Below are 22,517 nucleotides of genomic sequence, written 5' to 3'. Positions count from 1 at the left end.
TATGAGCCTTTGGATGTGGTGTTAGAGGGCGATGGGAATGGTCTTTCAGCGATTCTTTAGTTCCGTCGAATCGCTTGTTCCAGCGCATGAGAGAGGCTTTTGAGACCTTGTAGCGTCGACAGATGAAGGCGACAGAGGCACCATTTTGGTAGGTTTTAACCGCGTGGTAACGTGTTTCTAGAGTATGTGGTAAATAGCGAAGATTTTGTGATATACTAGTCATGAGAAGATTCCTTTTTGATGAGTCGTGGTACTCTTATCATATCAGGGAATCTTCTTTTTGACTTCTAGAAGTCTCACATCTATTGTAACGCTACATCTAGCTTTTTTTCAAATTTTTTTTACTATTGCGGATTGATTTATTTTTTGATAAACTAATGAAGTTAAGGACTGGTCTCATAGCTCAGCTGGATAGAGCATTCGCCTTCTAAGCGAACGGTCGCAGGTTCGAATCCTGCTGGGATCATGATTTAAAATTACCAAAGATCGATACCATTATTTCGGTCTTTTTTTATTCCTAATAAATAAGCACCAAGGGAAGATATTTGAGCCTTTTGTCGCTTTCTTGTCTCCATCCGACAACCTAAAAAGGTCTCCCAAACCTTTTTAGCCCGAAATACTCCGAACACTTGAAACGCCGACGTTTCAAGTATTTTCATCACAGCTGAAAGTTTCGGTCTAGGCTCGCTTCGCTCGCTTGTTTCTGCATAGCTACTAAGTTTAATTTCCAAATGTAGTTTGTCTACATTCTGAGATATCTTTCACTATTTTTCACACAATTTTCCTGATAGACAGCAAATTTCAGTAGTCAGTAAAAGCACCATTAAGTGACAAGATTTCTAAAAGTTATCAAAACCAAGAATCATAATAAGAATAAAGCATGACCCGTAAATCCTTGAGACTTACTTAAAGATAAATGAAGTCCTATATTCACAATATTCTATGGTGACACGAGGTGAGGTACCTTATTCAAGGATCATTTATGATAGGGACTCCCTTGTTGAATCATAAAAGCGCGATAAATTTGCTCAAATAAAACCAGTTTCATCAGTTGATGAGGCAGGGTTAACAGTCCAAAACTCATTAAGTGATTGGCTCTTTTTTTGACACGATCATCTAAACCCAGGCTCCCCCCGATAATAAAAGTAATCGTCGACTGTCCCCTCAAGGTAACATCTGACAGTTGTTTTGCAAATACTTCTGAAGCAACTTGCTTTCCCTCTATAGCCAAAGCTACGACATAATCTCTATCACCAATTTTAGATAAAATACGGTCACCCTCTTTAGTCAAAATTTGATGCTTTTCAGCTTGACTAGCTTGATCAGGAATTTTTTCATCTATTAGTTCAATGACTTCTACTTTGGTAAAGCGACTCAGTCGTTTTTGATATTCTGCGATACCTTCTCGAAGGTATTTTTCTTTTAGTTTTCCAACACTGATGACTCTAATCTTCATAACTTCATTATAACATATAAACATGTTCCTAACACCTTATCCACATGTTTATATAGCTAAAAAGGATATCTCTGTCCCTTAAGTTCCACAATTTTATAAACTTATCCACAGGTTGTGGATACTTTATTTTTGAAAGAGTTTAAGCTATAATTAAGACAATTCATTTATTCTTTTCCAAAATAAAATATCGTTAAATGGAGGGAATCTCTTTGAAAAAAAATGGAAAAATCAAATTATTACCGACTATTCTCGTTGGTTTTTTAGCAGGGCTTGTCGGCGCTTACCTTATGCTAAATCTATCAGGACGCTCCAATTTGTCCTTAAATGATACTGGCCAAACAACAACGACAAGTAAAGTGGTCTATAACAACACAACCGATACAACAAAGGCAGCTAAAACAGTGCAAGATGCTGTTGTTTCGGTGATTAATTATCAAAAATCGTCAAACTCTTCTCTAAATGACTTTTATAGGCAGATGTTTGGTGGGCAAAATGATAGCAATGCCAATAATAATGACATGAATGTTTACAGTGAAGGTTCTGGGGTCATTTACAAAAAATCTGGTGGATCAGCCTATGTTGTGACTAACAATCATGTGATTGATGGGGCTGAAAGCATTGAAATCATGCTGTCTGATGGTACTAAAGTAGTGGGAGACCTTGTTGGAGCTGATACATATTCTGATTTAGCTGTCGTTAAAATCGCAGCTGATAAAGTATCAACTGTTGCAGAATTTGCAGATTCTGACAAACTAAACGTTGGTGAAATTGCTATCGCCATGGGAAGTCCTCTTGGTACTGAGTACGCTAACTCAGTAACACAAGGTATTGTATCCAGCTTGAGCCGTACCGTTACTTTAAAAAATGACAATGGAGAAACCATTTCAACTAATGCCATTCAAACAGATGCCGCCATTAACCCTGGAAACTCTGGTGGTGCTCTTATTAATATCAAGGGACAAGTTATTGGTATCAATTCAAGTAAAATCTCATCAACTTCTAATGCTGGAGAAGCTGTTGAAGGTATGGGATTTGCCATTCCATCCAATGATGTCATTAAAATTATCAACCAGCTAGAGAAAAATGGACAAGTTACTCGTCCAGCACTAGGAATTACCATGGCTGACCTTACAGAGCTATCAACCAGTGTCATTGCAGAGCTTAAGATTCCAGAAAGTGTCACTGGAGGGATTGTTGTCGCATCAGTTCAAGAAGGTATGCCTGCTTCTAATAAACTAAAACAATATGATGTGATCACAAAAATTGATGATAAAGACATCACTTCATCAAGTGATCTCCAAAGTATTCTTTATGGCCATGAAATTGGGGACACTATAAAAGTGACTTATTATCGTGGAAAAGACAAGCAAACAACGGATATCAAACTAACCAAATCTACACAAGATCTAGATAGTCGTAATTAAAAAGTCGTGAAAAATGGCCTAAGCAAGATCTCAAAGCAGCTTCGCTAGTTACCATTTCGCCTTACTAATTGAAGCGACTCCAGCTATAACTCTCAAATGTTTTTAGGAACTGAAACTAGAATAATACTCCTCGTAAAAGCTGTCATAGACAAGTTGGAGTAGCTACTAACCAGAGAACTCTGGATCACACTCCCGCCATTTATAGGAATTACTAATGATATAACTTGAGGCTGAATAGATCTATCAGCCTCTGGTTTTTGTTTATAGACGTAATTTTACAGCCACATCGTTCCCGCTTGATGCTCTTTTAACGTTCGATGTTCCCCGCCATCATAACTGTTTCTTTTGATGACCACCGTCAATCATATAACTAATTGAAAGAAAAAGTGAGAAACTGCCCCACTCTAGTATGCTCTTTTTTAGAATAGGGAAAGACAATGAAAGATATTTTAAAAGAAATTGCCATTAGTGATATTACAACTAATCCTAATCAACCACGACAAATTTTTAAGGAAGACGATATCCAATCGCTAGCACAATCAATCGCTAATAATGGTTTAATTCAGCCGATTGTTGTCAGACCATCAGATATTATTGGTTACGAACTAATTGCTGGAGAGCGTCGCCTACGCGCCCATCAATACCTGGGAAAAACAACGATTAAAGCTCTTATCACAGAAGCCTCATATCAAGAAAGTATGAAGCAAGCCTTAGTTGAAAATTTACAAAGAGCAGATCTTAACCCCATTGAAGAAGCCAAAGCTTACCAGAATATCTTGGACAAACTTTCTCTAACCCACCAGGAATTGGCAGACTTAGTTAGCAAATCTAGACCTTACATCTCCAATCAGATTAGACTCTTACAGTTATCTCCCTCATTACAAGATGCCATTATCGCTGATCAGATCTCTCCAGGACATGCCAGATTAATATTGGCGCTTCCTAAGGAGAAACAGGATCATTGGTTCCAAAAAATTATTCAACATCAGTGGAGCGTTCATCAACTTGAAAAGGAGCTCAAAAAACAATCTCAAAGACCTAAAACGCAACTAGGCGATCCTTTTAAGGCTGACATTGAAAAGGAGCTGCAAAAAACGCTCGGCCTGCCTATTCACATTTCTGGCTTTCAACAAAAAAAAGGGCAGATCACCATCTCGTTTCAAAATGAAGAAGAGTTTAACAGAGTTATCAACATGCTAAAATAAGTTGTTTATAAAAAGGAACTAAAAAGCAATATTATAAACATTTTAAAACCCTTGAAATCCCTTTAATAATAAGGGATTTTTTAGTTTTCAACAACTTGTGGAAAACTAAAGTAAACAATGTGTATTTCCTTTTCCACCATTGTGGAAAACTTATCGAAAAACCACTTTTTTCTGCCTAAACTTGTGGAAAACCATTCCGCTTTATGCTAGAATGTTAGCAAGACAATCTTACTAAAGGAGAAGCTATGACCGAAAACGAACGTATTTTTTGGAATAGAGTTTTAGAATTGGCTCATAGCCAACTGAAACAAGCTACTTTTGATTTCTTTGTGACAGATGCTAAATTAGTTAAAATCGAAAATGATGTCGCAACAATCCTCCTAGATAGCGAAGTAAAAGAACTGTTTTGGGAGAAAAATCTACAGCCCTTCACTCTAACGGCAGGGTTTGAAATTTTTAACACAGAGATTAGCAATCAATACATCTTTTCAGAAGAAGATCTTGAACCTCTTAACACATTTCAAGTTGAACAGAGTACTGAACAGCATTCACCAAATAACGTGGCTGTCCCACATCTAGAGTCCAATCTCAATAATAAGTACAGTTTCCAAAATTTTGTACAGGGTGATGAAAATAGATGGGCTGTCGCAGCCTCTATGGCCGTAGCTGAAGTACCTGGTACAACGTATAACCCACTCTTCATTTACGGAGGACCAGGCTTAGGAAAAACACACTTGTTAAATGCCATCGGGAATGCTGTTTTAAATACTAATCCCAATGCACGGATTCGTTATATTACGGCTGAAAATTTCATGAATGAATTCACCAAACACCTAAGACTTAATACAATGGATGAGTTAAAAGAGAACTTTCGCACACTTGATGTGCTCCTTATTGACGATATCCAATCGCTTCCTAAGAAAACAACAAATGCGGGAATTCAAGAGGAATTTTTCAATACCTTTAATACTCTTCATGCTAATAACAAACAAATCGTCTTAACAAGTGATCGTAACCCAGACCATCTCAATGATTTGGAAGACCGTTTGGTCACGCGCTTCAAATGGGGATTAACCGTAGACATCACACCTCCTGATTTTGAAACCCGTGTCGCTATTTTGACCAATAAAATTCAAGAATATGCGTTTGATTTTCCCAACGAAACCATTGAGTACCTTGCTGGACAATTTGATTCTAATGTCCGTGATCTCGAAGGAGCCCTAAAAGACATTAGCTTAGTCGCTAACTTTAAAAAACTACAAGTGATCACAGTAGAGGTTGCCGCTGAAGCTATCCGAGCTCGTAAAAAAGATGGTCCTCAAGTAACAGTCATCCCTATAGAAGAAATTCAAGCCATGGTTGGTAAGTTTTATGGCGTAACTGTAAAAGAAATAAAAGCCACCAAGCGTACTCAAAATATTGTATTAGCCCGCCAAGTGGCCATGTATTTGGCTCGTGAAATGACTGACAATTCTCTCCCTAAAATTGGAAAAGAATTTGGAGGACGTGACCATTCCACTGTTCTACATGCCTACAATAAAATCAAGAATATGCTAGCGCAAGATGAAAGTCTCAGAATTGAACTCGAAACGCTCAAAAATAAAATTAAGTAGTTGTGGATAACTTTTAAATTTTGTAGCATTTTATCCACAATTTGTGCACAAGTCTTTTTGGCTAGTTTTATTTGCTTTTAGAGACTTTTCCACATTATCAACAAGGCCTACTACTAATACTATATATAATATTATATCAATAAAGGAGTTCCTATGATCTCATTTGCCATTAACAAGTCATTTTTCCTACATGCTCTAAATGCCACTAAACGTGCAATCTCTTCTAAAAATGCTATTCCTATTTTATCCACAATCAAAATCGATGTGACTTCTTCAGGAATCACTTTAACAGGATCTAATGGGCAAATCTCGATTGAACATTTTATCTCAACAGAAACAGAAAATGCTGGTCTCTTGGTGATTTCTCCTGGTGCCATTTTGCTAGAAGCTAGTTTCTTTATTAATATTGTTTCTAGTTTGCCAGATGTTTCCCTAGATTTTAAGGAAATTGATAATTATCAAGTCCAGATAACAAGTGGTAAATCAGAAATTACCTTAAAAGGAAAAGATGTTGAGCAATACCCTCGTTTACAAGAGGTAGATACCACAAATCCTTTGACGCTTGCAACCAAAACCTTAAAACAAGTGATTTCAGAAACAGCTTTTGCTGCAAGTACCCAAGAAAGTCGTCCTATTTTAACAGGTGTTCATGTTAGCTTAAAAGATAACCATATTTTTAAAGCTGTTGCGACAGATTCTCATCGCATGAGTCAACGTCAATTAACACTAGATAAGAAAGCTTCAGACTTCGATGTTGTTATTCCAAGTCGTTCCCTACGCGAATTTTCAGCCGTTTTTACAGACGATATTGAAACAGTAGAAATTTTCTTCTCTGCAAGCCAAATTCTCTTTAGAAGTGAGAATATCAGTTTCTATACTCGTCTTTTAGAGGGGGCTTATCCTGATACTGACCGTTTGTTAACCAATAATTTTGAAACGGAGGTTGTCTTTAAAACAGCTAACCTTCGTCAAGCTATGGAACGTGCTTTCTTGGTTTCAAATGCGACACAAAATGGAACGGTGAAACTGGAAATTACTGGTAAATCAGTCAGTGCCCATGTTAATTCTCCAGAAGTTGGTAAAGTGAACGAAGAGCTAGACACAGAAGAATTATCAGGTAGTGATTTAACGATTAGTTTCAATCCGACTTACTTAATAGAGGCTCTTAAGGCGCTTAAGAGTGAAACCGTCCGTGTCCGTTTCTTATCACCTGTTCGTCCATTTACTTTGACACCAGGTGATGATAGCGAAAACTTTATTCAATTGATTACGCCTGTAAGAACCAATTAATGTTTTAAAAACGGTCCCTAGGCCGTTTTTATCATTTTATTAACCTAATGAGATTAACCCAAAAATATGACTCTCTATATTTTAGCTAACCCTCAGGCTGGGTTTGCAACAGCCCGTACGATTATTAAGGCCATTCACGAGCATTATCCCGACATACCTTTGGAGATTCACTTGACAGAAAAGAAAGACCAGGAAGCTATCTTGGTTGAGCGCATTTTAAAGACATTTGACAGTAATATTGACCAGCTTCTTATTTTAGGTGGTGATGGTACCTTATCTAAGACATTGGATTATTGGCCAGCTCAGCTTCCTTTTGCCTATTATCCAACGGGATCTGGAAATGATTTTGCTCATGCTTTATCTATTCAAGATTTAGATAAGGTAATGACCGCCATACAGGTGAAAAGAAGTCAAAAAATGTTTGTGATGCAGACAAATAATGGTACGATCTTAAATAGCCTAGATATCGGTTTTGCGGCTAAGGTTATTGCTTCGCCAGAACAATCATCTGTAAAAGGATTTCTAAAAAAACTAGGTTTAGGGAAATTGACCTATCTCTTTTTTGCACTCAAACATCTAGGACATGTGTCAGAAGAAGAGTTGGAAATTACTCTAGATGAGACGACATATCAGTGGCAGTCCTCATTTTTTCTATCGATTGCGAAAAATAAATATTTTGGTGGTGGTATCACCATATGGCCTGACACATCCTTTCAAAAGCCAATCATTGATCTTGTCTATATTCCAAGAAAACATTTTTGGAGCCATCTCAGAGGCCTATTAGATCTCGTTTTGAAGCACCACAAACGATCTAAGGTTGTTAAACACTTGGAAACTCACAAGGTCAGAATACACTCTTCCAAACCATTCTCTTACCAATATGATGGTGAAGTCAGTCAGGCCAATGATTTAACCCTTTATTGTCAAGAACGCTATATTTATTACTAAGGAGATATGATGTATCAAGTAGGAAGCCAAGTTGAAATGAAAAAGCCCCATGCCTGCGTCATCAAAGAAACGGGTAAAAAGGCTAATCGGTGGGAAGTTATCCGACTAGGAGCTGATATCAAAATCCGCTGTACCAATTGTGATCATGTGGTTATGATGAGTCGTCATGATTTTGAACGAAAACTAAAGAAAGTCCTGTAAAGCAAAAGCTAGTTGACAATCTGCAACTATTAGTTGCGATATTGCGTCCAACTACTGCTAGGCAATATCAGCATGATGAGTTACTCTAAATTTAGAAAGATATTGGAGGTAGAGCGATGACTCACTTAGCACAACAACTAAAGTCTCTCAGAACAGCTAAAAAGATGTCACAAGACGATTTGGCAGAAAAACTATATATCTCCCGCCAGGCAATCTCGAAATGGGAGACAGGTGAGGCTACGCCAGATTTAGATAAACTAGTCCAACTAGCAGATATTTTCAAAGTTAGTCTTGATTTTCTAGTTTTGGGTAAGGAACCCGAAAAAGAAATCGTTATTGAAAGCCAAGAAGTGGAAAGCCCAATGAATGCTTGGCAATTTTTAGCTGGCTATTGGTGGTTACTTTTTCCTGTTTTAGGAATGCTATCTTGGTTTTTAAAATCAATCGTTGCCATTTTTAATTGAGCTTGTTACTTACAAATGAATCGTAGCCACTTGGACTGAAAATATGCTGGCGCAACAGAAGTTCTAGGAGCCAATTACTGATATTAAAGCTTTTGCAACTAGAAATGGCTACTAAAAGTGCTGGAAAATAAGGACTTACTTCCTTATATTAAAGGTGACGACCATGGCTGTATTTGCAGAGTAGCTCAAAAAATATCGAACTGCTAAAAAGTTATCTCAGGAGACTTTAGCTGAAGAACTCTTTATCTCCCACCAAATTTCACATCTCAGGAGCTGATCGAATTTTCTTGTTCCTTTCGGACCTGCGAAATTTCTCTTCAGCCTTGCGAGGGTGCAACTACGAAAGCATAGATTTCTACCTTACGGCCAAATGTAAAACAGGCGGGGCAACGCCAGATATGGAAAATGCCATTAAGCTAGCAGAGATTCTTGACGTGTCCCTAGATGAGCTAATTTTAGAAAAAGAGGCACAAACGATTGTTGAGCGCGTTGTAGAAAAGCTAGAACGAGATATCAAGCAGCTCGTATGAGATTTTTGGCTGATTTTTGCAAATATCCTTCTGGCGGCATGCTTACTTTTACTTCTTTATGCTTTACTAGAGTCCATTGGCTTGATATCATTTTGGTAAAAGGCTACATTATCCCATAAAAGCTTGCTCATTGGCAGGCTTTTTCTTTTATTTTCTGCTATAATAGCTATGATTGAATTTTTAAATGGAGAAGAAAAACACATGGCTTTAACAGCAGGTATTGTAGGGTTACCAAACGTTGGGAAATCAACCCTTTTTAATGCAATTACAAAAGCAGGAGCAGAGGCTGCTAACTATCCTTTTGCAACCATTGACCCTAACGTTGGTATGGTTGAGGTACCAGATGAGCGCCTCACTAAGTTGACAGAATTGGTCAAACCTAAAAAGACTGTTCCAACAACCTTTGAATTTACGGACATTGCCGGTATTGTCAAAGGTGCCTCTCGTGGTGAGGGCTTAGGTAATAAATTCTTGGCTAATATCCGTGAAGTGGATGCTATCGTTCACGTGGTTCGTGCTTTTAATGATGAAAATGTTATGCGTGAGCAGGGGCGTGAATCAGATTTTGTTGATCCGATTGCTGATATTGAAACCATCAATTTAGAGTTAATCTTGGCCGACTTAGAATCTATTAACAAACGCTATGCGCGTGTTGAGAAAATGGCTCGTACTCAAAAAGATAAAGATTCTGTTGCTGAATTTAAGGTTCTTGAAAAAATTAAACCAGTTCTAGAAGATGGTAAATCAGCTCGTACAGTTGATTTTACAGACGAAGAACAAAAAGTGGTTAAGGGTCTCTTTCTTTTGACAACCAAACCAGTCCTTTATGTGGCAAACGTTGATGAAGATAAAGTCGCAGAGCCAGATGATATTGACTATGTCAAGGCTATCCGTGACTTTGCAGCTACTGAAAATGCAGAGGTCGTTGTGATTTCAGCTCGTGCAGAAGAAGAAATTTCTGAACTTGATGATGAAGATAAAGATGAGTTCTTGGAAGCAATTGGCTTGACTGAGTCTGGTGTTGATAAACTGACTCGTGCAGCTTACCACCTGTTAGGACTAGGGACTTACTTCACTGCTGGTGAAAAAGAAGTTCGTGCTTGGACCTTTAAGCGTGGTATCAAAGCTCCTCAAGCAGCGGGAATTATCCACTCAGACTTCGAGAAAGGTTTCATTCGTGCTGTGACCATGTCCTATGATGATCTGGTGCACTACGGGTCTGAAAAAGCAGTCAAAGAAGCAGGACGCTTGCGTGAAGAAGGAAAAGACTATGTCGTCCAAGATGGCGATGTCATGGAATTCCGTTTTAACGTTTAAGATTTTTAAAATAGGAACCGGCTGGAAGTTACTTCCAGTCCTTTTGTGTTTGTATTGGAGAATAAGATGACAAAATTAATTGTAGGCTTGGGCAACCCTGGCTCAAAGTATGATAATACCCGTCATAATGTTGGATTTATGGCAGTTGACAATATTGTAAAGGAACTTAACTTAAAGTTTACAGAGGATAAAACCTTTAAGGCTTATGTGACAAGCGGCTTTATGAATGGTGAAAAAGTTTATTTCATCAAACCAACCACTTTTATGAATAAGAGTGGTATTGCTGTCAAGGCACTTCTGACCTATTTTAATATTCCGATAGAAGACTTGATTGTGATTTATGATGACTTAGACATGGCGGTTGGTAAAATTCGTTTCCGACAGAAAGGCTCTGCGGGTGGTCATAATGGTATCAAGTCTATCATTACCCACATCGGAACACAGGAATTTGACCGTATTAAAATTGGTATCGGCCGCCCTCAAAATGGCATGACTGTTATCAACCATGTTTTAGGAAAATTCTCAACAGAAGAAATGATAACCATTGATAATACCTTGTGTAAAGTTGACAATGCTGTCAATCATTATTTACAAACCAATAATTTTGAAGATACAATGAGACGATACAATGGCTAAGTTAGGGTTAACAAATTTACTAGTAAAAAACAAAACCATTCAAAATTGGCTTGGGCAGATTGCTACAGGACGTCAATTGGTCATGGGCTTGTCTGCTTCTAGTAAGGCCTTGGCCATTGCAACTGCTTTTCAATATCATCAAGGGAAAATGGTTATTGTAACTTCTACCCAGAATGAAGCAGAACAGCTAATCAGTGATTTATCAGCACTATTAGATGAAAAGTATATCTATAGTTTTTTTGCTGATGATGTCGCCGCTGCAGAGTTCATTTTTTCGTCGCTTGATCGTACTCTGTCTCGCTTAGAAAGTTTAAATTTTCTACAGGATAAGACAAAAACTGGTATTTTGGTAACTTCTATTATTGGTACTAAAATACTATTACCAAATCCTATAAGCTATCAAAAGGCTCAAATCAAACTGTCAACGGGAGTTGACAAAGAACTTGACAATATTGTAAATCAGCTATCACACTTAGGATATGAACGTGTTAACCAAGTATTGAGTCCTGGGGAGTACAGCCGTAGGGGAGATATTCTTGATATCTTTGAGGTGACAGAAGAGTATCCATTTAGGATAGAGTTTTTTGGTGATGAGATTGATGGTATTCGTACCTTCGATAGTGAGAGTCAGAAATCCCTGGATAACTTAGAGGAAATCACCATTTCACCAGCGACAGATATTATCTTAAACCCAGATGATTTCCAACGAGCTACTATCAAACTAGAAGAAGCCATTGAAAAGAGTCTCAGTGATGACTTAAGAGCCTATCTGACCGACCTTTTATCAGTCACTAAAGATGGTTATCGTCATAAGGATATCCGACGCATTCTTAGTTTTTTCTATAAGAAAAGCTACAGTTTATTTGATTACTTTACCAAGGATACGATTCTGTTTATCGATGACTTTCAAAAGCTGATGGATCGTCATGCACGTTTTGAAATGGAAGTAGCCAATCTTTTGACAGAAGATTTACAAGACAGTAAAGTTGTGTCAAGTCAAGTTTATTTTGCCGATAATTACCAAATCTTACGTCAATATCAACCAGCAACCTTCTTTTCTAATTTTCATAAAGGTTTAGGAAATCTTAAATTTGATGCCCTGCATAACATGACTCAATACCCAATGCAGGAATTTTTCAACCAATTTCCACTCTTGGTAGATGAGATTCATCGTTATCAGAAACAAAGAGCGACCATTTTAGTGCAGGTGGACTCTCAGAAATCCTTAGAAAGTTTACAAGAGATCTTTAAGGAGTATGCCTTAGAGTTATTAATTTCTGATGCTCAAGAGATTATTCCTTATCAAGCTCAATTTATTATTGGGCAGTTATCAAGCGGATTTTATTTAGCTGATGAAAAGTTAGTTTTGATCACTGAACGTGAGATTTTCCATAAAAAAATAAAACGTCGAGCCCGTCGCTCTAATATCTCTAATGCGGAACGTCTCAAAGACTATAACGAGCTTGAAAAAGGTGACTACGTTGTTCATCAAGTACATGGTATTGGTAAATTTCTTGGGATTGAAACTTTAGAAATCAAAGGTGTTCATCGTGATTACCTAACCATTCAATACCAAAATTCAGATCGTATTTCATTACCGATTGAACAAATTGAAAGTTTATCCAAATACGTTTCAGCTGATGGTAAAGAGCCAAAAATTAATAAGCTTAATGATGGTCGCTTCCAAAAAACAAAACAAAAAGTCAGCAAACAAGTTGAAGACATTGCTGACGATTTGTTAAAACTGTATGCTGAACGTAGTCAACTCAAAGGCTTCGCTTTTTCGCCTGATGATGACAATCAACGTGAATTCGACAATGATTTTGCCTATGTTGAGACAGAAGACCAACTCAGATCCATTGCTGAAATCAAAAAAGACATGGAAGCTGACAAGCCTATGGATCGTCTTTTAGTTGGTGATGTTGGTTTTGGTAAGACAGAGGTTGCTATGCGGGCGGCCTTTAAAGCAGTCAATGATGGCAAGCAAGTAGCTATTTTAGTACCAACGACAGTCTTAGCACATCAACATTATGTCAACTTTAAAGAACGTTTTAACAACCAAGCTGTCAACATTGAGGAACTCAGTCGTTTTAAAAGTAAGAAAGAGCAGAACCTTATTTTAGAAGAATTATCCAAAGGGCGAGTTGATATTATTATCGGAACGCATCGTCTTCTTTCTAAAGATGTCAATTTCTCGGATTTGGGTTTGATTGTCATTGATGAAGAGCAACGATTTGGTGTCAAGCACAAAGAAACACTGAAAGCATTGAAAACTAAGGTTGATGTTTTGACCTTGACAGCAACACCAATTCCTCGAACACTTCATATGTCAATGCTTGGTATTCGAGACTTATCAGTCATTGAAACACCTCCAACTAATCGTTACCCTGTTCAAACCTATGTGATGGAAACTAATCTTGGAATGGTTAGAGAAGCTATTTTACGAGAATTAGACCGTGGTGGACAGGTTTTCTACGTTTACAATAAAGTTGATACCATTGAACAAAAGGCCTCTGAATTACAGGAGTTAATCCCCGAAGCAAGCATTGGTATTGTTCATGGTCAGATGAGTGAAATTCAACTAGAAAATACCCTTTTAGACTTTATCGCAGGGGTTTACGATGTCTTGGTAGCAACAACTATTATTGAAACAGGTGTTGATATTTCTAATGTCAATACTCTATTTATCGAAAATGCAGACCATATGGGCTTGTCAACCTTGTATCAACTTCGTGGGCGTGTAGGGCGCTCCAATCGTATCGCTTATGCCTACCTTATGTATCGCCCTGATAAAGTGTTGACAGAAGTTTCAGAGAAAAGATTAGACGCCATTAAAGGCTTTACAGAACTGGGATCTGGCTTTAAGATTGCCATGAGGGATTTGTCCATTCGAGGTGCTGGTAATATCCTAGGTGCCTCACAAAGTGGTTTCATTGATTCAGTTGGATTTGAAATGTATTCCCAACTTTTAGAGGATGCTATTTTAAAGAAACAAGGGAAATCACAGGTCCGTCAGAAAGGCAATGCTGAGCTTAATTTACAAATTGATGCTTATCTGCCAACACAATACATTTCAGATGAACGTCAGAAAATTGAAATCTACAAACGCATCCGTGAAATTGATTCACGCGCTGCCTACGAAGAACTTCAGGATGAGTTGATTGATCGCTTTGGCGAATACCCTGATCAAGTCGCCTATCTACTTGAAATCGGTCTTGTCAAAGCCTACCTTGACAGTGTTTTTACAGAATTAGTTGACCGTAAGGAGAATCAAGTGATTATTCGCTTTGAAAAAGTCACGCAGACTCTCTTTTTGACTCAAGATTACTTTGAAGCCCTATCAAAAACCAATCTCAAAGCTCGTATCAGTGAGCATCAGGGTAAAATTGAGGTAATTTTTGATATCCGAAATAAAAAAGATTACGAGATTCTAGAAGAACTGATTCAGTTTGGGCAAGGATTTGTTGAAATCAAGGAACGTAAAATGAAAAATAAGGATTAAAGCAGCCATAAAACCACTTTGACAAAACCTTTTGACATGAAAAATCTCACATGTCAATATACTTGTATGGTAAACTAAGCTAGAGTTAATTAGACTAAAGTTATCAAGGAGATCGAAATGGAGCTACATCAACGTTTGATTGATTTACGGAAAGAGCGAGGTTTGTCTCAAGAAGAATTAGCAGAGAAACTTTATGTTTCTCGACAAACCATTTCTAATTGGGAACGTGGTCGTACTTATCCCGATATCAACTCACTCTTATTGATGGCAACCTTTTTCGATATTTCCTTAGATAATCTAATTAAAGGAGATGTTGATTTTATGAAACATCAAGTTGACCAGTCGCAATTTAAGAAGTGGCTTATTATTGGAGGAATTTCGTGGTTTTTATTTTCAATGCTTTTCCCACTGAGATATTTGTTAAGTATTAATCAGATAACTATTTTGTTTATCATTTTAGCTATTCCACTATTTCACTCAGTATTTCAAGTTTTATATATCCTAAAAAATCGTCAATTACAGACTTATGCTGATATTTTGCATTTTTTAGACCCTAAGAAAAATGTCAAAACAAGTTTTTTAAGTGAAATGTGGTTTGCAGTAAGTTTACTTTTCGCTATTTTTATTATCTTTTTTGCAGGCACAATTATCTCAGCGTTAATATTCTGGTAAGAGGGCTCCACGTTCTCTTTTTCTACTATTTTTCTAAAAAAATGATAAAATAAAAAAGACAGCCTCAAAAGGAGAAGAGTATGCGTCTAGATAAATATTTAAAAGTATCACGAATCATCAAACGTCGTCCTGTGGCTAAAGAAGTAGCTGATAAGGGCCGTATTAAAGTTAATGGTGTTTTAGCAAAATCTTCCACGGATTTAAAATTAAACGATGAAGTAGAAGTACGTTTTGGTAATAAACTTCTAACCGTAAGGGTTTTAGAGATGAAAGATAGCACCAAAAAAGAAGATGCTGAAAAAATGTATGAAATCATTAGCGAGAAGCGAGTGGAAGTAGATGAAGAAGCCTAATGTTGTTCAGCTTAACAATGACTATATTAAAGACGAAAAGTTAAAACGGCGTTATGAAATTGAAGAAAATGCCAAACGTCATCGCTTTATGGGATGGTTGCTACTTTTGGTGATGCTACTCTTTATTCTACCGACCTATAATTTAATCAGTAGCTACCACAATTTACAAGATAAAAAAGCGCGTGTGATTCAGTTAAAAAAAGATTATCAGTCAGTTTCACAAGAAGTTAAAGATAAAAAAGAGTTGGCTAACAGTTTAAAAGATAATGATTTTGCAGCAAAGTATGCTAGAGCTAAGTATTACTATTCTAAGAAAGGTGAACTGATTTTTCCTGTTCCTAATTTACTACCGAAATAATGGAAAATTTAATTGAAACTATTGAAACATTTTTAAAATATTCTGATGATAAGCTTGAAGAGTTGTCTCAAAAAAATCAAGCACTTCGACAAGAAAGGGAGGAAGAAGACATTTAACATGAAATTACTACTTTTTGTCATGTTACTTCCTTTCTTATGCCAACCCTTAACGGCCATCAGTACAGAAATTGATTTTGAACTGACAGATGCTCAACGGTACCAGCTCTCACAGACAGCTTCTGGAACAAATCCTAGAGATTTGCATACTCCTCAAAATCCTGTACTCCTTAAGCCAGTCTCTATTTACGAAGATCCTGAATTAAAAACACCTGCTAAAACATTAGATACTACGGATGACCTTGCTATAAGTACCGTCATTCTGAATCAATCAGGCTTACCTGTATATGTTTTAGATTCTCAATTCTATATGTTGGCAGATAAGACAGCTTTTTACGAAGATGTGGTGTTGGAAGAAACTATTCTTTCAGAGACTTATTGGACGCGAGCGATTGATGTCGTCTATGATAGTCCCTTTGTCAAAGGAAGCCGAGAAGTTTCTCGTAAACCCAAAAATTATAGTCAGGTTATAGTTACTGCGAGAGCACAAACACATGCAGGTACCTATTATCAGATTGACAACTATGGCTGGGTTAAAGCAGATTTATTATCAAAACAAGATACTAGAGTGGAAGCTGTTCAGGCTTTATTAACGAAAAAATACCAGAAAGCTCACTATGGTATTTATGTCAAGCAGCTAGATACAGGGCTGACAGCTGGGATCAATAGTTCGTCAACGATGTATGCAGCTAGTCTAGCCAAGCTTCCGATATTATACTATACGCAAGAATCCCTCGATCAAGGAAAAATTTCCAAAGATACCAAATTTGAATATACCTCGAAGGTAAATGATTTTGCAGGTGCTTATGATCCTAGTGGTAGTGGTAGTTTACCCAAAAAGGCCAATCAGAAAGCTTATTCTGTTGATGAATTAATGAAAAAAGTTGCGCAACAATCAGATAACGTTGCGAGCAATATGTTGGGTTACTATGTCACGGATCAATTTGGACAAGATTACCAATCTGTTATTAGCGCTGCTTCGGGACAATCATGGGATATGGAAGCGCGTCAAATGTCACCCGAAACAATTGGAAATATTCTTGAAGCTCTTTATTACCAAAATGGCCAAGTATTGGACTATCTTTCACAGACGGATTTTGATGGTGAACGCATTTCTAAAAATATTAAGGAAAAAGTATCACATAAAATCGGAGATGCTTATGATTTCAAACATGATGCAGGGATTATCTATACCTCATCACCGTTTATTTTAACGATAATGACTGATAAAGCGGATTACGAAGATATTACTGAGATAGCAGATGCTATTTATGAGATTTTGAAATGATTGAACAAGCGGACTTTTTACAACATATAACAGCAAGACATTTTTTTGATGACCATCAAAAGGTTCTAATTGCCGTTTCTGGTGGAGTAGATTCGATGAATTTACTTCATTTTTTGTATGTTTCACGTGAAACTATTAACATTAACATCGGCATTGTTCATGTTAATCACCAACAACGTCCAGAATCAAAAGAAGAGGAGACTTACTTAAGAAAGTGGGCAGAGGAACATCATCTTCCATTTTATGTTGCTTATTTTGAGGGAAAATTTTCTGAAAAAAAGGCGCGTGATTTTAGATATGCTTTTTTTAAAGCGATTATGCAAGAAGAAGGCTATACTGCTCTTGTGACAGCACATCATGCGGATGATCAGGCTGAAACCATCTTTATGCGCTTTATGAGAGGGAGTAAGCTACGTTATCAGTCAGGAATCAAAGAAAGGCAATTTTTTGGACCAGGTGAGTTGATTCGTCCACTACTTTCTTTTTCAAAAGCAGATTTACCAAAGTTGTATCATTTTGAAGATGAGAGTAACTATAGCAATCATTATTTGCGCAATCGTGTTCGAAACAGTTATTTTCCCCAGTTAGAAAAGGAAAATAGCGACATTGTAGGAGCCCTTTTGAGGCACGGTCAGGAAGTCAGTGAGTTAATTCAAGCTTTGAAAGATTTAACGCAGGATCTGGAAAAACAAAATTGTCACGTTTTTCAGCAACAGACATCTTCTGTTCAGCGCTTTCTTTTAGAAGATTACCTGTCTGAAATACCAGATTTACAGCTAGGTCAGAGGCAATTTGAGCAATTATTAGCACATTTAAACACTTCTAAAAATTACCATTACCCACTAAAGAATGGTTACTATTTTTTGAAACAGCACAACCGATTTGACATTTGTAAAATAGGTCCAAGGACGGATGGTCAGCAAGACTCAGTTTTGTTACAATATGGGGCATCCGTTCTATTGGAACAGTATATGCTGACATATGATGAGTCACAGTTACCAGGTGCTATGGTAATTCCCTTAAAAGATTTAACACCAGTTACTGTTCGGCATCGCCAAGCAGGGGATCGGGTTAGAGTTAGGGGAATTAACAAAAAGCTACGTCGTTTTTTCATAGATGAAAAGATTCCTCATGATAAACGCAGAGAGACTTTAATTTTTGAACAAAAAGAGCAAGTCATAGCTGTCTTATGTGACGGAAAAACATATTTGAGTAATCCTGACTATCATGATATAATGAGGGGTAAATTATATATTCAAAAAGTATAGAATGGTGTATATATGTTAGAACAAGATATCAAAAAAGTGCTTTATTCAGAAGAAGAAATTATCGCAAAATCTAAAGAATTAGGCGCCCAGTTAACAAAAGACTATGCCGGTAAGAATCCGCTACTTGTAGGTGTTCTTAAAGGTGCTGTTCCTTTTATGGCTGAGTTGATTAAACACATTGATACTCACGTTGAGGTAGATTTTATGGTAGTTTCAAGTTATCATGGAGGAACTTCTTCGAGTGGGGAGGTCAAAATCCTTAAGGATGTTGATACTAATATTGAAGGTCGCGATGTTATTTTTGTAGAAGATATCATTGATACAGGCCGTACCCTTCTTTATTTAAGAGATATGTTTAAATATCGTAAGGCCAACTCTGTTAAGATTGCAACTTTATTTGATAAACCAGAAGGTCGTGCTGTTGCGATTGAAGCAGACTATGTTTGCTATGATGTTCCAAATGAATTTATTGTTGGTTTTGGTTTAGATTATCAAGAAAATTATCGTAACTTACCTTACGTAGGTGTATTGAAAGAAGAAATTTACACAAAATAAAAATAGAAAGTCATTCCGTTTGATGAATAATAAAAAAAATAACGGTTTTGTAAAAAATTCTCTACTATATATATTGATTATTGTTTCACTGGTAACAGCCTTTCAATATTATTTTAGTGGCAGCAATTCACAAACCCAGCGCATTAGTTATACCAATCTTGTTAAACAATTGAAAAAAGGTGAGATCAAGACACTGACTTACCAACCTAGTGGGACGATCTTAGAGGTCACTGGAGACTATAAAGAGGCCAAAAAAGTGGACAGTTCCTCTGACCTAAATTTTTTGGATAACTCAAGTCGTGATGTAACAGGTTTTAACAGCACTATTTTGTACAGTGATTCAGCCCTTGATACAATTCAAAAAGTTGCTGACGATGCTGGTGTCACTATAAAGGTAAAACAAGAAAGCTCTAGCGGTACTTGGATTTCGGTGATTATGAGCTTCCTCCCATTGGTTATTATGATTGTGTTCTTTAGCATGATGATGAACCAGGGCGGTGGTGGTGCCCGCGGAGCGATGAGCTTTGGTAAAAATAAAGCCAAAACGCAAAGTGAAGGGAAAGTAAAAGTTCGCTTTTCTGATGTAGCAGGCGCAGAAGAAGAAAAACAAGAGTTAGTTGAAGTTGTTGACTTCTTGAAAAATCCTAAAAAATATAAAGCACTCGGGGCACGTATTCCTGCAGGTGTTCTCCTTGAGGGACCTCCGGGAACTGGTAAAACCCTTCTTGCTAAGGCAGTTGCTGGTGAAGCAGGTGTGCCATTCTTTAGCATTTCAGGTTCAGACTTTGTCGAAATGTTTGTTGGTGTCGGTGCTAGTAGAGTTCGTTCTCTCTTTGAAGATGCTAAGAAAGCAGAACGTGCTATCATCTTCATTGATGAAATTGATGCAGTTGGTCGTCGTCGTGGTGCCGGAATGGGTGGTGGAAACGACGAGCGCGAACAGACACTCAACCAATTGCTAATCGAAATGGATGGTTTTGAAGGAAACGAAAGTATTATCGTTATTGCGGCAACTAACCGTAGTGATGTCCTTGATCCAGCTCTTCTACGCCCAGGTCGTTTTGACCGCAAAGTTTTAGTTGGACAACCTGATGTTAAAGGACGAGAAGCTATTTTACGAGTACATGCCAAAAACAAACCTTTGGCAGATGACGTCGATTTAAAAGTGGTTGCTCAACAAACCCCAGGATTTGTTGGTGCTGATTTAGAAAATGTTTTAAATGAAGCAGCACTCGTTGCTGCACGCCGTAATAAACAAGTGATTGATGCATCTGACGTTGATGAAGCTGAAGACCGTGTGATTGCTGGTCCCTCTAAAAAGAATAAAACAGTTTCTCAGCGTGATCGTGAACTTGTTGCTTACCATGAAGCTGGACATACAATTGTAGGGCTTGTGCTGTCAAATGCTCGAGTTGTTCATAAAGTAACGATCGTGCCACGTGGGCGAGCTGGTGGCTATATGATAGCATTGCCAAAAGAAGATCAAATGTTACTTTCTAAGGATGATATGAAAGAACAATTGGCAGGTCTTATGGGTGGACGTGTAGCTGAAGAAATTATTTTTAACGTTCAAACTACAGGTGCTTCAAATGACTTCGAGCAAGCTAGCCAAATGGCTCGTGCTATGGTAACAGAGTACGGGATGAGTGACAAACTTGGTCCTGTTCAGTATGAGGGTAGTCATTCTATGATGGCTGGTCAATTATCACCAGAAAAATCATACTCACCAGAAACAGCGCAGATGATCGATGATGAAGTTCGTGAACTCTTAAATGATGCTCGCAATAAAGCTGCTGATATCATTAACAATAATCGTGATACTCATAAGTTGATCGCAGAAGCCCTTCTAAAATATGAAACATTAGATGCAGCTCAGATTAAATCCATCTATGAAACTGGCAAAATGCCAGAAACAGAAGATTCTGAAGAAGAAGCTCGTGCCTTATCTTATGATGAGATCAAGGAAAAAATGACAGAAGAGTAAAAGTCATATCAATAACCATGTATGGTAGGTTAAATGACTTATAGAGACAATAGCTACTGCCAATCTTGAGCGAATTGGAGTAGCTATTTTATTATTTTGATTTCAAATCTAGCAGTAGATAATCGTTTTGAAAGGATTTCTCTTATTTTTAGAATGTTTCAAGTAAAGTTCTTTATTGCTAAAACGTATTTATCTACCTGTGTTTATTCTCAGTGATCTCACTTGCTTATTAGGTTAAGTCTGTTCTAACATTCCCCTTCTAAACACTGGCAGATGATATTTAGCATGGTTTATAATACTAAGTTTTACTCCAAGTTAGTCTTCTATTCAAACTTATCAGAGAAAGAAGTTGTTAGTCTAATTCTCTATGAAAGCGACCATATATCATATATATGGTTGCTTTTTCAATCTCTATTTCCTATTCCCTCTCGTCGGTAGCATGTACTCATAAAAAGTAATAATAAATATGACAAGAATCTTCTTTAGAAAAAATCCAGAGAATCTGATGAAGTTATTCACATTATTGGCTTGGATTTCTTTCATCGTGTGATATTTCAGTATTTATTCAAGAATGAGATTAACCAATTTAGAAGTTTTAATAGAAATGAGAACGTTATCTATAACCAATCAACACTTAAATCTCTAAAACACGTCTATTAATAAATGATTGTATAGGTGCTGGATTTTTTTAGAATAGATCACTATTAATACTTATTGCCAGCAGTCTGGAATATAGTATCTGCTGTCTTTGAATAGATTGATTGGGGTCTGATGTTTAATATTTTCAGTTAACTAACTTTATATGTAAGTTGATTTATTTTAAAAGAGTAAAATACAAAAATAGGTTGACAATTATTATTGTAGTGTAGTATTATAGAAAAGTTCCAAACAGGGCTAGAGGTTAACGAAAACAAAAAAAACTAACAAAGTAGTTGACAAGAGAAGCGATGTTTGCTAGAATATAGAAGTTGTCTCGCAAGTGGGGATAAAGACCTTTGAAAACTGGATAAAGAAACCAAACGTGCGGGTTACGGAAGTAACCTGTCAAGAAAAAACAATAAGTCAGCTGATAACTGACTGAGCGCAGCTCGAACTTAAAATTTTAATGAGAGTTTGATCCTGGCTCAGGACGAACGCTGGCGGCGTGCCTAATACATGCAAGTGGAACGCATGATTGATACCGGAGCTTGCTCCACCATTAATCATGAGTCGCGAACGGGTGAGTAACGCGTAGGTAACCTGCCTGATAGCGGGGGATAACTATTGGAAACGATAGCTAATACCGCATAAGAGTCGTTAACACATGTTAATGATTTAAAAGGAGCAATTGCTTCACT

At 37.2% G+C, this 22,517-nt stretch carries 21 protein-coding genes, 1 tRNA gene and 1 rRNA gene; 21 read left to right on the top strand and 2 right to left on the bottom strand.

Annotation, left to right across the window (positions count from 1 at the left end):
• Positions 1-223, bottom strand: a 223-nt coding sequence (locus G574_RS11400; protein ID WP_029692056.1) for a transposase, incomplete at its 3' end; no start/stop codon positions are given.
• A gap of 169 nt (positions 224-392) precedes the next feature.
• Here G574_RS11400 and G574_RS0109860 point away from each other — a divergent pair.
• A tRNA-Arg gene (locus G574_RS0109860) sits at positions 393-466 on the top strand.
• Between the two features lie 510 nt (positions 467-976).
• Here G574_RS0109860 and rlmH read toward each other — a convergent pair.
• A complete protein-coding gene (gene rlmH, locus G574_RS0109850; RefSeq protein ID WP_029692054.1) occupies positions 977-1,456 on the bottom strand; it encodes a 23S rRNA (pseudouridine(1915)-N(3))-methyltransferase RlmH in 480 nt (159 codons plus the stop codon).
• Positions 1,457-1,665: 209 nt separating this feature from the next.
• On the opposite strand from rlmH, the gene G574_RS0109845 reads away from it, so the two are divergent.
• The 20 genes from G574_RS0109845 to G574_RS0109750 all read left to right on the top strand — a co-directional run.
• The gene (locus tag G574_RS0109845) at positions 1,666-2,880 is read left to right on the top strand and encodes a S1C family serine protease (protein ID WP_407829641.1); all 1,215 of its coding nucleotides are present in this window, start codon (positions 1,666-1,668) and stop codon (positions 2,878-2,880) included.
• Positions 2,881-3,317: 437 nt separating this feature from the next.
• Positions 3,318-4,085 (top strand): ParB/RepB/Spo0J family partition protein, encoded by a 768-nt coding sequence (locus G574_RS0109840; RefSeq protein WP_029692052.1) that lies wholly within the window; start codon positions 3,318-3,320, stop codon positions 4,083-4,085.
• Positions 4,086-4,330: 245 nt separating this feature from the next.
• Positions 4,331-5,698, top strand: coding sequence for a chromosomal replication initiator protein DnaA (gene dnaA, locus G574_RS0109835; RefSeq protein ID WP_029692051.1), 1,368 nt, complete (start codon positions 4,331-4,333; stop codon positions 5,696-5,698).
• Between the two features lie 153 nt (positions 5,699-5,851).
• A complete protein-coding gene (dnaN, locus tag G574_RS0109830; RefSeq protein WP_029692050.1) occupies positions 5,852-6,988 on the top strand; it encodes a DNA polymerase III subunit beta in 1,137 nt (378 codons plus the stop codon).
• A 66-nt stretch (positions 6,989-7,054) separates the two neighbouring features.
• On the top strand, positions 7,055-7,936 hold the full coding sequence (locus G574_RS0109825) for a diacylglycerol/lipid kinase family protein (protein ID WP_029692049.1): 882 nt from the start codon (positions 7,055-7,057) through the stop codon (positions 7,934-7,936).
• 9 nt (positions 7,937-7,945) lie between these two features.
• Positions 7,946-8,137 (top strand): DUF951 domain-containing protein, encoded by a 192-nt coding sequence (locus tag G574_RS0109820; RefSeq protein ID WP_017769774.1) that lies wholly within the window; start codon positions 7,946-7,948, stop codon positions 8,135-8,137.
• A 116-nt stretch (positions 8,138-8,253) separates the two neighbouring features.
• Positions 8,254-8,601 carry a helix-turn-helix domain-containing protein gene (locus tag G574_RS0109815; protein WP_029692048.1) on the top strand — a complete coding sequence of 116 codons (348 nt, stop codon included), beginning with the start codon at positions 8,254-8,256 and terminating at the stop codon, positions 8,599-8,601.
• A 398-nt stretch (positions 8,602-8,999) separates the two neighbouring features.
• The gene (locus G574_RS11930) at positions 9,000-9,131 is read left to right on the top strand and encodes a hypothetical protein (RefSeq protein WP_281167101.1); all 132 of its coding nucleotides are present in this window, start codon (positions 9,000-9,002) and stop codon (positions 9,129-9,131) included.
• Positions 9,132-9,332: 201 nt separating this feature from the next.
• Positions 9,333-10,448 carry a redox-regulated ATPase YchF gene (gene ychF / locus G574_RS0109805; RefSeq protein ID WP_029692045.1) on the top strand — a complete coding sequence of 372 codons (1,116 nt, stop codon included), beginning with the start codon at positions 9,333-9,335 and terminating at the stop codon, positions 10,446-10,448.
• Positions 10,449-10,514: 66 nt separating this feature from the next.
• Positions 10,515-11,084 carry an aminoacyl-tRNA hydrolase gene (gene pth / locus G574_RS0109800; RefSeq protein ID WP_029692044.1) on the top strand — a complete coding sequence of 190 codons (570 nt, stop codon included), beginning with the start codon at positions 10,515-10,517 and terminating at the stop codon, positions 11,082-11,084.
• Entirely contained in the window at positions 11,077-14,586 is a 3,510-nt protein-coding gene (gene mfd, locus G574_RS0109795; protein WP_029692043.1) for a transcription-repair coupling factor, read from the top strand. Before pth ends, mfd begins: the two co-directional genes overlap by 8 nt.
• A 117-nt stretch (positions 14,587-14,703) precedes the next feature.
• Entirely contained in the window at positions 14,704-15,258 is a 555-nt protein-coding gene (locus G574_RS0109790; RefSeq protein WP_029692042.1) for a helix-turn-helix domain-containing protein, read from the top strand.
• 80 nt (positions 15,259-15,338) lie between these two features.
• Positions 15,339-15,611, top strand: a complete 273-nt coding sequence (locus G574_RS0109785) for an RNA-binding S4 domain-containing protein (RefSeq protein WP_029692041.1) — start codon at positions 15,339-15,341, stop codon at positions 15,609-15,611.
• Positions 15,598-15,969, top strand: a complete 372-nt coding sequence (locus G574_RS0109780) for a septum formation initiator family protein (protein ID WP_029692040.1) — start codon at positions 15,598-15,600, stop codon at positions 15,967-15,969. The genes G574_RS0109785 and G574_RS0109780 overlap by 14 nt, the downstream gene beginning before the upstream one ends.
• On the top strand, positions 15,969-16,085 hold the full coding sequence (locus G574_RS11005) for an SP_0009 family protein (protein ID WP_037590751.1): 117 nt from the start codon (positions 15,969-15,971) through the stop codon (positions 16,083-16,085). Before G574_RS0109780 ends, G574_RS11005 begins: the two co-directional genes overlap by 1 nt.
• Before the next feature lies 1 nt (position 16,086).
• The gene (locus tag G574_RS0109770; protein ID WP_029692039.1) at positions 16,087-17,373 is read left to right on the top strand and encodes a serine hydrolase; all 1,287 of its coding nucleotides are present in this window, start codon (positions 16,087-16,089) and stop codon (positions 17,371-17,373) included.
• Positions 17,370-18,641, top strand: a complete 1,272-nt coding sequence (tilS, locus tag G574_RS0109765; RefSeq protein WP_029692038.1) for a tRNA lysidine(34) synthetase TilS — start codon at positions 17,370-17,372, stop codon at positions 18,639-18,641. Before G574_RS0109770 ends, tilS begins: the two co-directional genes overlap by 4 nt.
• A gap of 12 nt (positions 18,642-18,653) precedes the next feature.
• Positions 18,654-19,196, top strand: coding sequence for a hypoxanthine phosphoribosyltransferase (gene hpt / locus G574_RS0109760; protein WP_029692037.1), 543 nt, complete (start codon positions 18,654-18,656; stop codon positions 19,194-19,196).
• Positions 19,197-19,218: 22 nt separating this feature from the next.
• Positions 19,219-21,180, top strand: coding sequence for an ATP-dependent zinc metalloprotease FtsH (gene ftsH / locus G574_RS0109755; protein WP_029692036.1), 1,962 nt, complete (start codon positions 19,219-19,221; stop codon positions 21,178-21,180).
• A gap of 1,101 nt (positions 21,181-22,281) precedes the next feature.
• Positions 22,282-22,517, top strand: a 16S ribosomal RNA gene (locus G574_RS0109750); the annotation flags it as partial.

The organism is Streptococcus hyovaginalis DSM 12219, from assembly GCF_000420785.1.
GTDB classification, from domain to species: domain Bacteria; phylum Bacillota; class Bacilli; order Lactobacillales; family Streptococcaceae; genus Streptococcus; species Streptococcus hyovaginalis.
Note: the sequence above shows the minus strand (reverse complement) of the source record. Positions and strands in the feature narration are given on the sequence as shown.